Source organism: Streptomyces sp. HUAS TT11, assembly GCF_051553595.1.
In the GTDB taxonomy this organism is placed as follows: Bacteria; Actinomycetota; Actinomycetes; order Streptomycetales; family Streptomycetaceae; genus Streptomyces.
On record NZ_CP196184.1, the window covers coordinates 5,353,072 to 5,365,487 of the forward strand.

Here is a 12,416-nt window from a genome sequence, read left to right on the forward strand (position 1 = left end):
TGGCAGTTCCAGCACGGCGGCGGCCGTGCGACTGCGTCGCCTCCGTCCCAGGTGAATGACCGGGGAGCATTCCGGGCGCCGTACCTGCGCCGGTCGTCCCCCGAGCTGTGGGGGTTTCAGTGATCCGCATCCGAGTCCTGGTCGTCGACGACCACCGCATCTTCGCCGAGTCGCTCGCCGCCGCCCTGGCGGCCGAGCCCGACGTCGACGTGTCCGCGGCGGGCAGTGGCCCGGCCGCACTGCGCTGCCTCGACCGGGCGGCCGCCGAGGGCCGCAGATTCGACGTGATGCTCGTCGACGCCGACCTCGGCGGGACCGTCCCGGGCTCGCGCCCGGCGGTCCCCGTCCAGGTGGGCGACGAGGACGGACTCGTCGACGGCATATCCCTGGTCGCCGGGGTCCGTTCCGGCCAGCCCCATGTGCGGACCGTCGTCCTCGCCGAGAAGGACGACCCGCGCCGTGCCGCGCTCGCCCTGCAGGCCGGGGCGTCCGGCTGGGTCGCCAAGGACTGCTCGCTGTCCCGGCTGCTGACGGTCATCCGGGGCGTGCTGCGGGACGAGACGCATCTGCCGCCCGCCCTGCTCACCGGTGTGCTGCGCGAGCTGACCGCGGCCCGCAAGCACCGCACCGAGAGCGAGCGACTGGTGGAGTCCCTGACTCCGCGGGAGCGTGAGGTGCTGCGCTGCATGGTCGCCGGGCTCGGCCGCAAGGCCGTCGCCGAGCGGCTGTTCCTCTCCCCGCACACCGTCCGCACACACATGCAGAACGTCCTCGGCAAACTGGGCGTCCACTCCACCCTCGCGGCCGTGGCCCTCGCCCGGCGCGCCGGTGTCGGGCCGGTCGACCTAGCCGGGGATGTTGTCGAACGGGGCGGTCAACTGGCGTAGCAGGGCCGCCAGTTCACTGCGCTGGGCGGTGCTCAGCTCGACCAGGATCGCACGCTCCTGGTCGAGCAGCCCGGCGAGCGCCTGGTCGGCCCGGTCCCGCCCCTCGTCCGTCAGGCGCACCAGCACACCCCTGCGGTCGCTCGGGTCGGGAAGCCGCTCGACCAGGCCCTTCTTCGTCAGGCGGTCGATGCGGTTGGTCATGGTGCCGGAGGTGACCAGGGTCTGGGTCAGCAGCTGGCCGGGCGAGAGCTGGTAGGGGCCGCCGGCCCGCCTGAGCGCGGTGAGGACGTCGAACTCCCAGGGCTCGAGACTGTGTTCCGCGAACGCCAGCCGGCGTGCGCGGTCCAGGTGCCGGGCCAGCCTGCTGACCCGGCTGAGCACTTCGAGCGGTTCCACGTCGAGGTCCGGGCGCTCCCGGCGCCACGCAGCGACCAGCCGATCGACCTCGTCCTCCATGTCGATCAGTGTAGTGGTTGTGTCGACATGAAGTCTCTTGACGTGGAGTCTCTTGACGTCGAGATAATTTGGGTACAAGGATGCTGTCCGTACGGAGGCGACGTCATACGGGGGCGTCGCCTCCGTACGAGGGCACCCGAGCAGGGGTGCTCCGCCGCGCCCCGTCCGCCCACCGTGAGGAGGCCCTGTCATGCCCGCCACCCCCGTCTGGGATCCCGGCCAGTACCTGCGCCACGCCGGCCACCGCGCCCGCCCCTTCGCCGATCTGCTCGCCCGCGTCCCCGATCTGCCCGGCGGCCCGCCGCGCATCGCGGACCTGGGCTGCGGTCCCGGCAACGTCACCGCCCTGCTCGCCGACCGCTGGCCCACCGCGCGCATCACCGGCTACGACAACTCGCCGGAGATGCTCGACAAGGCCCACACCGAGCACGAGGGCCCCACCCCGGGCGGCGGCCGTCTCGACTTCGCCCCGGCCGACGCCCGCACCTGGACGCCCGCGGAGCCGTACGACCTGATCGTCAGCAACGCCACCCTGCAATGGGTGCCCGGGCACACCGCACGCTTCCCCGACTGGATCTCGGGCCTCGCTCCCGGCGGCACCTTCGCCTTCCAGGTCCCCGGCAACTTCGACTCGCCCAGCCACCGGCTGATGCGGGAGCTGGCCCACTCGCCCCGCTGGAAGGACCGTCTGGCCGGCACACTGCGCCACGACGACGCCGTGCTCACCCCGGGGGCCTATCTGGAGCGCCTGGCCGATCTCGGCTGCGCGGTGGACGTCTGGGAGACGACGTACCTGCATCTGCTCCAGGGCGAGGACCCGGTCCTGGACTGGGTGAAGGGCACCGGACTGCGGCCGGTCCTGACCGAGCTCGGGGACGGCGCGCAGGAGTTCCTCGCCGACTACCGCACGGTCCTCAGGGAGGCGTACCCGGCGACCGTGCACGGCACGGTGTTCCCGTTCCGCCGCATCTTCGCCGTCGCCACGAAGGAGGCGTGAGGGATGCTCGCCGCCGTCGACCATGTCCAGCTCGCCGCCCCGCCGGGCTCCGAGGACCCGCTGCGGGCGTTCTACACGGATGTCCTCGGCATGACCGAGGTCCCCAAACCGCCGGCGCTTGCCGCCCGCGGGGGCTGCTGGTTCCGGGCGGGCGCGGTGCAGCTGCACCTGGGGATCGAGAGCGGCTTCCGGCCCGCGAGGAAGGCCCACCCGGGTCTGCGGGTCACGGACATCGAGGCGTACGCGGCCCGGCTGCGGGCGCGGGGCGCCGAGGTCACCTGGGACGGCGGCCTGCCCGGTCACCGCCGCTTCTACTCGCAGGACCCGGTGGGCAACCGGCTGGAGTTCCTCGAGCCGGTCACGACCGGCGAGGATCACCACAACGGGTGACCGGGTGGGCCCGCCTCAGTTCTTGCGATGACCTATCAGCCGCGGCTTCGGCTCCAGCCCGTCCAGGCCGTGCCACGCCAGGTTCACCAGGTGGGCGGCGACCTCGGCCTTCTTCGGCCGGCGCACGTCCAGCCACCACTGCCCGGTCAGGGCGACCATGCCGACCAGCGCCTGGGCGTAGAGCGGGGCCAGCTTGGGGTCGAATCCGCGGCTCTTGAACTCGCGGCCGAGGATGTCCTCCACCTGGGTGGCGATGTCCGAGATGAGGGAGGCGAAGGAACCCGTCGACTGCGGGATGGGCGAGTCGCGGACCAGGATGCGGAAACCGTCCGTGTACTCCTCGATGTAGTCGAGGAGCGCGAAGGCCGCCTGCTCGCACAGCTCACGGGGATGCCCCGCGGTCAGCGAACCGGTCACCATGTCCAGCAGCCGCCGCATCTCGCGGTCCACCACCACCGCGTACAGCCCCTCCTTGCCGCCGAAATGCTCGTAGACCACCGGCTTGGAGACCCCGGCCTTCGCCGCGATCTCCTCCACCGAGGTGCCCTCGAAACCCTTGGCGGCGAAGAGCGTGCGACCGATCTCCAGCAACTGCTGGCGGCGCTCCGCACCGGTCATCCGGGTGCGGCGGGGGCGCCGCGGCTTTTCATTGCTGGGGGTGCTGGAGGAGTCGGTCGCCACGCATCAATCATGCCGCGTCGGCGGTCGCCTTCCCTCGCCGGGAGCCGTTCCCGTCCGTGCTGCGGCGGGAATCGATACGCGAGCGTGACGGCCAGCGCACGTCGGACGCCCAGCCGAGCAGCTCGAACCAGCGGATGATCCGCGCCGAGGAGTCCAGCTGGCCGCGCTCCACGCCGTGCCGGGCGGACGTCGGGTCGGCGTGGTGCAGGTTGTGCCACGACTCGCCGCAGGACAGGACCGCCAGCCACCACACGTTGCCCGAGCGGTCACGGGACTTGAACGGGCGCTTGCCCACCGCGTGGCAGATCGAGTTGATCGACCAGGTCACATGGTGCAGCAGCGCCACCCGGACGAGTGAGCCCCAGAAGAACGCCGTGAAAGCGCCCCACCAGGACATCGTGACCAGCCCGCCGATCAGCGGCGGCAGCGCCAGGGACACCACGGTCCACAGCACGAACTGCCGGGAGACGGCCCGCAGGGCCGGGTCCTTGATCAGGTCCGGCGCGTACTTGTCCTGAGGCGTCTGCTCCTCGTCGAACAGCCAGCCGATGTGCGCCCACCACAGGCCCTTCATCAGGGCCGGAAGCGTCTCGCCGAACCGCCACGGGGAGTGCGGGTCGCCCTCGGCGTCCGAGAACTTGTGGTGCTTGCGGTGGTCCGCCACCCAGCGCACCAGAGGGCCCTCCACGGCCATCGAACCCGCGATCGCCAGCGCGATCTTCAGAGGCCGCTTGGCCTTGAACGAACCGTGCGTGAAATGACGGTGGAAACCGATCGTGATGCCGTGGCAGCCCAGGTAGTAGAAGAAGACCATGAGGCCGAGATCGAGCCAGCTCACTCCCCAGCCCCAGGCCAGCGGCACCGCCGCGACGAGCGCCAGGAACGGGACGGTGATGAACACCAGCAGGGCGATCTGCTCGATCGAGCGCTTCTGCTCGCCACCCAGGGTCGCGGAGAGCAGCGGAGTGTCGTCGTTCGCCTGTGTGGCGTCTGCCATCACATCGGAGCGTGCGGTCATGGGGCGTCCCCTGTGGGGTCGAGGGTTGCGGCAGGTGCCCGGATTACGGCCCCAAGGTGCTCCCGTGATCTGACGGGAGACCCTACGGCTCCGTAACCTACGGCATCGTAAGTATGGCAGTGCGTCGCCCGGCGGCAAGAGCCCGTGAGCCTGCGCGTCCGCGCGGACACCTATCCTTGATTCGGTCGGACAGCGCGGTCCGCATTGTTACCTTCCCGGATGTCCGTTCCGTATGCGGCACCCACCGCGCGGCACCCGTCCGGGTTCCCTCCCAGACGACCTCCACCCGTCGCCCACCACCGCCCTTCCAGGGAGTCGCTGACGCGACGCACCTCCTGAATACTGCAAGGAGCCGCACCTGTGAGCAGTGCCGACGACCAGACCACGACGACCAGCAGCGAGCTGCGCGCCGACATCCGCCGACTGGGTGATCTGCTCGGCGAGACCCTCGTCCGGCAGGAGGGCCCCGAACTCCTGGAGTTGGTCGAGCGGGTACGCCGGCTCACCCGAGAGGACGGAGAGGCCGCCGCGGAACTCCTGCGCGGCACCGAGCTGGAGACCGCGGCCAAGCTGGTACGCGCCTTCTCCACCTACTTCCACCTCGCGAACGTCACCGAGCAGGTCCACCGCGGCCGCGAACTGCGCGCCAAGCGCGCCGCCGAGGGCGGACTCCTCGCCCGTACGGCCGACCGCCTCAAGGACGCCGACCCGGAGCACCTGCGTGAGACCGTCACGCACCTGAACGTCCGCCCGGTGTTCACGGCCCACCCCACGGAGGCCGCACGCCGTTCCGTCCTCAACAAGCTCCGGCGTATCGCCGCGCTCCTGGAGACCCCCGTCCTCGAGACCGACCGGCGCCGCCACGACATCCGCCTGGCCGAGAACATCGACCTCGTCTGGCAGACCGACGAGCTGCGCGTCGTACGCCCCGAGCCCAGCGACGAGGCCCGCAACGCCATCTACTACCTGGACGAACTGCACGCCGGCGCCGTCGGCGACGTCCTGGAGGACCTCACCGCGGAACTGGAGCGCGTCGGTGTCAAGCTCCCCGACGGCACCCGCCCCCTGACCTTCGGCACCTGGATCGGCGGCGACCGCGACGGCAACCCCAACGTGACCCCCGAGGTCACCTGGGAGGTGCTGATCCTGCAGCACGAGCACGGCATCAACGACGTGCTGGAGATGGTCGACGAACTGCGCGGCCTGCTGTCCCAGTCGATCCGCTACACCGGCGCCACCGAGGACCTGCTGGAGTCCCTCCGCGCCGACCTCGAGCTGCTGCCCGAGATCAGCCCCCGCTACAAGCGCCTGAACGCCGAGGAGCCCTACCGCCTCAAGGCCACCTGCATCCGCCAGAAGCTCGTCAACACCAAGCGGCGCCTCGCCAGAGGCACCCAGCACGAGCCCGGACGCGACTACCTCGGCACCGGCGAACTCCTGCACGACCTGCGGCTCGTCCAGGCCTCGCTGCGCGCCCACCGGGGCGGCCTGTTCGCCGACGGCCGGCTCGCCCGCACCATCCGCACCATCGCCGCCTTCGGCCTCCAGCTCGCCACCATGGACGTCCGCGAGCACGCCGACGCCCACCACCACGCCCTCGGCCAGCTCTTCGACCGGCTCGGCGAGGAGTCCTGGCGCTACGACGACATGCCGCGCGAGTACCGGCACCGGCTCCTCGCCAAGGAACTGCGCTCCCGCAGGCCCCTCGCGCCCACACCGGCCCCGCTCGACGCCGCCGGCGCCAAGACCCTCGGCACGTTCGAGACGATCAAGCGGGCCCTGAAGGTCTTCGGACCCGAGGTCATCGAGTCCTACATCATCTCCATGTGCCAGGGCGCCGACGACGTGTTCGCCGCCGCGGTCCTCGCCCGCGAGGCCGGACTGATCGACCTCCACGCCGGCTGGGCCAGGATCGGCATCGTCCCGCTGCTGGAGACCACCGACGAGCTCAAGGCCGCCGACACCCTCCTCGAGAACATGCTCTCCGACCCGTCCTACCGGCGGCTCGTGGCGCTGCGCGGAGACGTGCAGGAGGTCATGCTCGGCTACAGCGACTCCTCCAAGTTCGGCGGCATCACCACCTCCCAGTGGGAGATCCACCGCGCCCAGCGCCGGCTGCGCGACGTCGCCCACCGCTACGGCGTACGCCTGCGGCTCTTCCACGGCCGCGGCGGCACCGTCGGCCGCGGCGGCGGCCCCAGCCACGACGCGATCCTCGCCCAGCCCTGGGGCACCCTGGAAGGCGAGATCAAGGTGACCGAGCAGGGCGAGGTCATCTCCGACAAGTACCTGATCCCCTCCCTGGCCCGGGAGAACCTGGAACTGACGGTCGCCGCCACCCTCCAGGCCTCCGCCCTGCACACCGCGCCCCGCCAGTCCGTCGAGGCCCTCGCACGCTGGGACGCGGCCATGGACGTCGTCTCCGACGCCGCCCACGCCGCCTACCGCAGGCTCGTCGAGGACCCCGACCTGCCGGCGTACTTCTTCGCCTCCACGCCGGTGGACCAGCTCGCCGACCTCCACCTCGGGTCCCGTCCCTCACGGCGCCCCGACTCCGGTGCCGGACTCGACGGACTGCGCGCCATCCCCTGGGTCTTCGGCTGGACCCAGTCCCGGCAGATCGTGCCCGGCTGGTTCGGCGTCGGCTCCGGCCTGAAGGCACTGCGCGAAGCCGGCCTCGACAGCGTGCTCGACGAGATGCACGAACAGTGGCACTTCTTCCGCAACTTCATCTCCAACGTCGAGATGACCCTCGCCAAGACGGACCTGCGGATCGCCCGCCACTACGTCGACACCCTCGTCCCCGACGAGCTCAAGCACGTGTTCGGCACGATCGAGGCCGAACACGAACTGACGGTCCGTGAGGTACTGCGGGTGACCGGCGAGCAGGAACTCCTCGACGCCAACCAGGTCCTGAAGCAGACCTTCGGCATCCGGGACGCCTACCTCGACCCGATCTCCTACCTCCAGGTCGCCCTGCTCAAGCGCCAGCGCGACGCGGCGGCCGAGGGAGCCGAGGCCGACCCGCTGCTGGCCCGGGCCCTGCTGCTGACCGTCAACGGCGTCGCCGCAGGCCTGCGCAACACCGGCTGAGCCCGCCCCGCGCACCACGGTGCCCCCGTACCCGCCCGGCAGGCGGGCACGGGGGCACCGTCACACCCGGCGGACGGCCGGCACCCCGGACATCACCCGGACGCCCTCACAGCAGGGCGAAGGCCACCGTGAGCAAGGCGACCCCGGAACCCGCCAGCACCCACGCCGCACGCACCGCACGCAGCCCGCCCGCCACCACGACCGAGGCCAGCAGCAACGCCCCGCCCAGCGGCACCCAGGCATACAGAACACCCGCCGGACCGGAGCGTACGACGGAATCCGAACCCGGCTTCACGATCACCGCGTACGTCTCCCCGCGCTTCACCGCGACCGACTTGCCGATGACCACGCTCCCGCGCGCCCTCGCCCCGGGCGAGACGGGCGTGAAGGGACCACTGCACGTGTCGGCGCCGCACCGCGTCACCTCGATCGCGCCGCGCTCACGACCCTTGGTCAGCATCACGTACTGCGCGGTGCCCCAGGAACCCCAGGCGCCGGCGACCACGATCAGGACGGCGACCGCACCCATGGCCGCGAGCCGCCCGAACCGCAGCACCGCGACCGCACCCTGAGAGGACGAGACGGCAGAAGGCATGCCGGCGATCCTTGGCCATGGCCTTGCGCCCGGTCAACTCCGGTCCGTGGCCGAAAGCGACAAGTCCCCAGTTGTACGCACGAAACGCCGCCGTGCACCCGACACACACACCATCTCGGCCGCACTCAGGAGTTGTACGTGCCCTGCGCCCGCTCCAGTCCCTCGATCACCAGACACTCCACCGCGTCCGCCGCACGGTCCACGAAGTAGTCCAGCTCCTTGCGCTCCGCCGGCGAGAAGTCCTTCAGCACAAAATCCGCGACCTGCATCCGCCCCGGAGGACGACCGATCCCGAACCGCACCCGGTGATAGTCCGCACCCATCGCCTTCGTGATCGACTTCAGCCCGTTGTGGCCGTTGTCCCCACCCCCCAGCTTCAACCGCAGGGTGCCGTGGTCGATGTCCAACTCGTCGTGCACCGCCACGACGTTCGCCACCGGAACCTTGTAGAAATCCCGCAGAGCGTTCACCGGGCCGCCCGACAGGTTCATGTACGACATGGGCTTCGCCAGGATCACCCGGCGGTTCGCCGGACCCGGCGGACCGATCCGCCCCTCCACGACCTGCGCCTGCGCCTTGCCCGCCCGCTTGAACTTCCCGCCGATCCGCTCGGCCAGCAGATCGGCCACCATGAACCCCACATTGTGCCGGTTCATCGCGTACTCGGATCCGGGATTGCCGAGGCCCACAACGAGCCAAGGGCCGTTTACCGGGGTGGTCACGTCCATGTCTCCTCGATACGCGCCAGCCGCTGCCCCACACGGGAACAGCGGCTGACAGAACGACGACGGGAATCAGGCCTCGACGGCGGCCTCTTCGCCCGCGGCCTCCTCGCCCGCGGCCTCCTCCGCCTGCGCGGCCAGGACCTGCAGCACCACGGCGTCCTCGTCCACGGCCAGGGTCACACCCGACGGCAGAACGATGTCCTTGGCGTGGACCGACGCACCGGCCTCCAGACCCTCCACCGAAACGGTCACCGCCTGGGGAATGTGAGTGGCCTCGGCCTCCACCGGCAGCGCCGCCAGCACGTGCTCCAGCAGGTTGCCACCCGGGGCCAGCTCACCCTCGGCCTGGACCGGAACCTCGACCGTGACCTTCTCGCCACGCTTGACCAGCAGCAGGTCCACGTGCTCGAGGAAACCCTTCATCGGGTCACGCTGCACGGCCTTCGGAATCGCCAGCTCATTGCTCTTGCCGTCGATGTCCAGCGAGATCAGAACGTTCGGCGTACGCAGCGCCAGCAGCAGCTCGTGGCCCGGCAGGGTCAGGTGCAGCGGCTCGGAACCGTGGCCGTACAGCACACCGGGAACCTTGCTGTCACGACGGATACGACGCGCGGCACCCTTGCCGAACTCGCTGCGCGTCTCGGCGGCGATCTTCACCTCGGACATGATCACTCCTCGTAGAAGCAGTAATGGACGGTCACCCGGCCACGAACGGCCTGCTACGAAGAGCGCGTCGATAACGGACCGCCGTACTCATGAGTACGGCCTCCCTCGCCGAGCAACTGCAGCAGTCTACTCGGAGCGGGAGGCCACACCCAAAACGATCTCTACCGGACCGGCCGGACCACCATCACTGCTCGTCGAACAGGCTCGTCACCGAACCGTCCTCGAACACCTCACGCACCGCGCTCGCGATCGTCGGCGCGATCGACAGCACCGTGATCTTGTCCAGATCCAGCTCACCCGGCGTCGGCAGCGTGTCCGTGAACACGAACTCACTCACCTTCGAGTTCTTCAGCCGGTCGGCCGCCGGACCCGACAGCACACCGTGCGTCGCCGTCACGATGACATCCTCCGCACCGTGCGCGAACAGCGCGTCCGCAGCCCCACAGATCGTGCCACCCGTGTCGATCATGTCGTCGACCAGAACGCAGATACGGCCCTTCACATCACCGACGACCTCGTGCACCGTCACCTGATTCGCGACGTCCTTGTCACGCCGCTTGTGCACGATCGCCAAAGGCGCACCCAGACGGTCGCACCATCGGTCCGCCACCCGCACACGACCCGCGTCCGGGGACACCACCGTCAGCTTGTCCCGGTCCACCTTCGCGCCCACATAGTCCGCCAGCAGCGGCAGCGCGAAGAGATGGTCCACCGGACCGTCGAAGAAGCCCTGGATCTGGTCCGTGTGCAGGTCCACCGTCAGGATGCGGTCCGCACCCGCCGTCTTCATCAGATCCGCGACCAGGCGCGCCGAAATCGGTTCACGTCCACGGTGCTTCTTGTCCTGCCGCGCGTAACCGTAGAAGGGCACGATCACCGTAATGGAGCGCGCCGACGCCCGCTTCAGGGCGTCGATCATGATCAACTGCTCCATGACCCATTTGTTGATCGGAGCCGTGTGGCTCTGGATCAGGAAGCAGTCGGCACCACGCGCCGACTCCTCGTAACGGACATAGATCTCGCCATTGGCGAAGTCGAAGGCCTTCGTCGGGACGACCCCGACATCCAGCTGGCGGGCGACCTCCTCGGCAAGCTCGGGGTGGGCGCGGCCGGAGAAGAACATCAACTTCTTCTTGCCGGTCGTCTTGATCCCGGTCACAGCACTGTCTCCTCAGAGGTGTTCTCAGCTCGATGCCGGCAGACGCCGCGGCTGGCTGCGACGGCCGTCTCAGCTGGTGGGTGCGGGTGTGCACTTATCACGGTACGCCGTGTCAGACGCACCTGTTTCCGGTCAGGCTTCGCCTTCCACGTCCCGGACAGCCGCCTCGGCCGCCTTCGCAGCCGCGCTCCCCGGACGCTTACGGGCCACCCAGCCCTCGATATTCCGCTGCTGACCACGGGCCACGGCCAGCGAACCGGCCGGCACATCCTTCGTGATCACGGAACCCGCGGCCGTGTAGGCGCCGTCCCCGACCGTGACGGGAGCCACAAACATGTTGTCCGAACCGGTGCGGCAGTGCGACCCCACCGTGGTGTGGTGCTTGTCCTGCCCGTCGTAGTTCACGAAGACGCTCGCCGCGCCGATGTTCGTGTACTCGCCGATCGTCGCGTCCCCCACGTACGACAGATGCGGCACCTTCGTGCCCTCACCGATGGCGGCGTTCTTCGTCTCCACGTACGTACCGATCTTCGACTTCAGACCCAGCCGCGTACCCGGACGGAGATAGGCGTACGGGCCGACGGAGGCCTGCGGCCCCACGACCGCACCGTCGGACACGGTGTTGTCCACCCGCGCCCCCGCACCCACCGAGGTGTCCTTCAGCCGCGAGTTCGGGCCCACCTCGGCCCCCTGCCCGATGTGGGTCGAACCGAGCAGCTGCGTCCCCGGCAGCACGACCGCGTCCTGCTCGAACGTCACCGTCACATCGACCCAGGTGGTCGCCGGATCGACGACCGTCACCCCCGCGAGCATCGCGTCGGTCAGCAGCCGGTCGTTCAGGATGCGGCGGGCCTGCGCCAACTGCACCCGGTTGTTGATGCCCGCGATCTCCCGGTGATCGCCGGCCACGGACGCGCCCACACGGTGCCCGGCCTCCCGCAGGATCCCGAGGACGTCGGTGAGGTACTCCTCGCCCTGGCTGTTGTCCGTGCGGACCTTCCCGAGCGCATCGGCGAGCAGGGGCCCGTCGAAGGCGAACACACCGGAGTTGATCTCCCTGATCGCCCGCTCGGACTCGCTCGCGTCCTTGTGCTCCACGATCGCGGTGACGGCACCGGTGCCGCTGTCGCGCACGATACGGCCGTAGCCGGTGGCGTCGGGCACCTCCGCGGTCAGCACCGTGACCGCGTTGCCGTCCTGCTGATGCGTGCCGGCGAGCCGCTGGAGCGTCTCGCCCGTCAGCAGCGGAGTGTCGCCGCACACCACGACGACGGTGCCCTCGACGGACCCGCCCAGCTCCTCCAGAGCCATCCGGACGGCGTGCCCCGTCCCGTTCTGCTCGGCCTGGACCGCGGTCCTTGCCTCCGGGTCGACCCCGGTGAGGTGCGCGGAGACCTGCTCACGGGCGTGGCCCACGACGACGACGAGGTGCTCGGGCTTCAACTCGCGCGCGGCGGCGAGTACATGCCCGACGAGGGAGCGGCCACAGATCTCGTGCAGAACCTTGGGTGTGGCCGACTTCATACGGGTGCCCTCACCCGCTGCGAGAACGACGACGGCGGCCGGGCGGTTGGCGCTCACGGAGATGCCCTTCGGCTTCATGGTGGGGTGGACAACCGCAGGATACCGGGGTGTTTCCGGTGCGACATGAGAGCGGGCCCTGACGGTGCTGTCAGGGCCCGGGCGCCAGCAGCTCCCCCATCAGGATTCGAACCTGAACTTAAGGGACCAAAACCCTCAGTGCTGCCT

The 12,416-nt window shown here is 70.0% G+C and carries 12 protein-coding genes; 4 read left to right on the forward strand and 8 right to left on the reverse strand.

Features of this window, described 5'->3' with window-relative positions:
- The first annotated feature begins 119 nt into the window (after positions 1-119).
- On the forward strand, positions 120-887 hold the full coding sequence (locus ACSHXN_RS24000) for a response regulator transcription factor (RefSeq protein WP_355138651.1): 768 nt from the start codon (positions 120-122) through the stop codon (positions 885-887).
- On the opposite strand, the gene tamR is transcribed toward ACSHXN_RS24000, so the two are convergent.
- Entirely contained in the window at positions 846-1,343 is a 498-nt protein-coding gene (gene tamR / locus ACSHXN_RS24005; protein WP_355138649.1) for a MarR family transcriptional regulator TamR, read from the reverse strand. The genes ACSHXN_RS24000 and tamR overlap by 42 nt on opposite strands.
- Positions 1,344-1,533: 190 nt before the next feature.
- Between tamR and ACSHXN_RS24010 the strand changes: the two genes are divergently transcribed.
- Both ACSHXN_RS24010 and ACSHXN_RS24015 read left to right on the forward strand, forming a co-directional pair.
- Positions 1,534-2,340, forward strand: a complete 807-nt coding sequence (locus ACSHXN_RS24010) for a trans-aconitate 2-methyltransferase (RefSeq protein WP_356110088.1) — start codon at positions 1,534-1,536, stop codon at positions 2,338-2,340.
- A 3-nt stretch (positions 2,341-2,343) separates the two neighbouring features.
- Positions 2,344-2,730 carry a VOC family protein gene (locus ACSHXN_RS24015; protein WP_438303681.1) on the forward strand — a complete coding sequence of 129 codons (387 nt, stop codon included), beginning with the start codon at positions 2,344-2,346 and terminating at the stop codon, positions 2,728-2,730.
- Positions 2,731-2,745: 15 nt separating this feature from the next.
- Here ACSHXN_RS24015 and ACSHXN_RS24020 read toward each other — a convergent pair whose 3' ends face one another.
- Positions 2,746-3,411 (reverse strand): TetR/AcrR family transcriptional regulator, encoded by a 666-nt coding sequence (locus ACSHXN_RS24020; RefSeq protein ID WP_059130705.1) that lies wholly within the window; start codon positions 3,409-3,411, stop codon positions 2,746-2,748.
- A 7-nt stretch (positions 3,412-3,418) separates the two neighbouring features.
- Positions 3,419-4,429, reverse strand: a complete 1,011-nt coding sequence (locus tag ACSHXN_RS24025; RefSeq protein ID WP_355138643.1) for an acyl-CoA desaturase — start codon at positions 4,427-4,429, stop codon at positions 3,419-3,421.
- 360 nt (positions 4,430-4,789) lie between these two features.
- Here ACSHXN_RS24025 and ppc point away from each other — a divergent pair, with 360 nt between their 5' ends.
- Positions 4,790-7,522 (forward strand): phosphoenolpyruvate carboxylase, encoded by a 2,733-nt coding sequence (gene ppc, locus ACSHXN_RS24030; RefSeq protein ID WP_355138641.1) that lies wholly within the window; start codon positions 4,790-4,792, stop codon positions 7,520-7,522.
- A gap of 106 nt (positions 7,523-7,628) precedes the next feature.
- Here the strand turns inward: ppc and ACSHXN_RS24035 are convergent, their stop codons facing one another.
- From ACSHXN_RS24035 to glmU, 5 genes are all read right to left on the reverse strand, one after another.
- Positions 7,629-8,117 (reverse strand): hypothetical protein, encoded by a 489-nt coding sequence (locus ACSHXN_RS24035; protein WP_355138639.1) that lies wholly within the window; start codon positions 8,115-8,117, stop codon positions 7,629-7,631.
- A 125-nt stretch (positions 8,118-8,242) separates the two neighbouring features.
- Complete coding sequence (pth, locus tag ACSHXN_RS24040) at positions 8,243-8,845, reverse strand: aminoacyl-tRNA hydrolase (protein ID WP_355138637.1); 603 nt, start codon at positions 8,843-8,845, stop codon at positions 8,243-8,245.
- Between the two features lie 66 nt (positions 8,846-8,911).
- On the reverse strand, positions 8,912-9,508 hold the full coding sequence (locus ACSHXN_RS24045; RefSeq protein WP_355138635.1) for a 50S ribosomal protein L25/general stress protein Ctc: 597 nt from the start codon (positions 9,506-9,508) through the stop codon (positions 8,912-8,914).
- A 184-nt stretch (positions 9,509-9,692) separates the two neighbouring features.
- Positions 9,693-10,667 carry a ribose-phosphate diphosphokinase gene (locus ACSHXN_RS24050; protein ID WP_355138633.1) on the reverse strand — a complete coding sequence of 325 codons (975 nt, stop codon included), beginning with the start codon at positions 10,665-10,667 and terminating at the stop codon, positions 9,693-9,695.
- Positions 10,668-10,799: 132 nt separating this feature from the next.
- On the reverse strand, positions 10,800-12,248 hold the full coding sequence (glmU, locus tag ACSHXN_RS24055; protein WP_355138631.1) for a bifunctional UDP-N-acetylglucosamine diphosphorylase/glucosamine-1-phosphate N-acetyltransferase GlmU: 1,449 nt from the start codon (positions 12,246-12,248) through the stop codon (positions 10,800-10,802).
- Positions 12,249-12,416 lie beyond the last annotated feature (168 nt).

Coding starts and splice junctions, on each gene's coding strand:
- tamR (WP_355138649.1), bottom strand. CDS start 1,343: ATGGAGGACGAGGTCGATCGGCTGGTCGCTGCGTGGCGCCGGGAGCGC.
- ACSHXN_RS24010 (WP_356110088.1), top strand. CDS start 1,534: ATGCCCGCCACCCCCGTCTGGGATCCCGGCCAGTACCTGCGCCACGCC.
- ACSHXN_RS24015 (WP_438303681.1), top strand. CDS start 2,344: ATGCTCGCCGCCGTCGACCATGTCCAGCTCGCCGCCCCGCCGGGCTCC.
- ACSHXN_RS24025 (WP_355138643.1), bottom strand. CDS start 4,429: ATGACCGCACGCTCCGATGTGATGGCAGACGCCACACAGGCGAACGAC.
- ACSHXN_RS24035 (WP_355138639.1), bottom strand. CDS start 8,117: ATGCCTTCTGCCGTCTCGTCCTCTCAGGGTGCGGTCGCGGTGCTGCGG.
- pth (WP_355138637.1), bottom strand. CDS start 8,845: ATGGACGTGACCACCCCGGTAAACGGCCCTTGGCTCGTTGTGGGCCTC.
- ACSHXN_RS24045 (WP_355138635.1), bottom strand. CDS start 9,508: ATGTCCGAGGTGAAGATCGCCGCCGAGACGCGCAGCGAGTTCGGCAAG.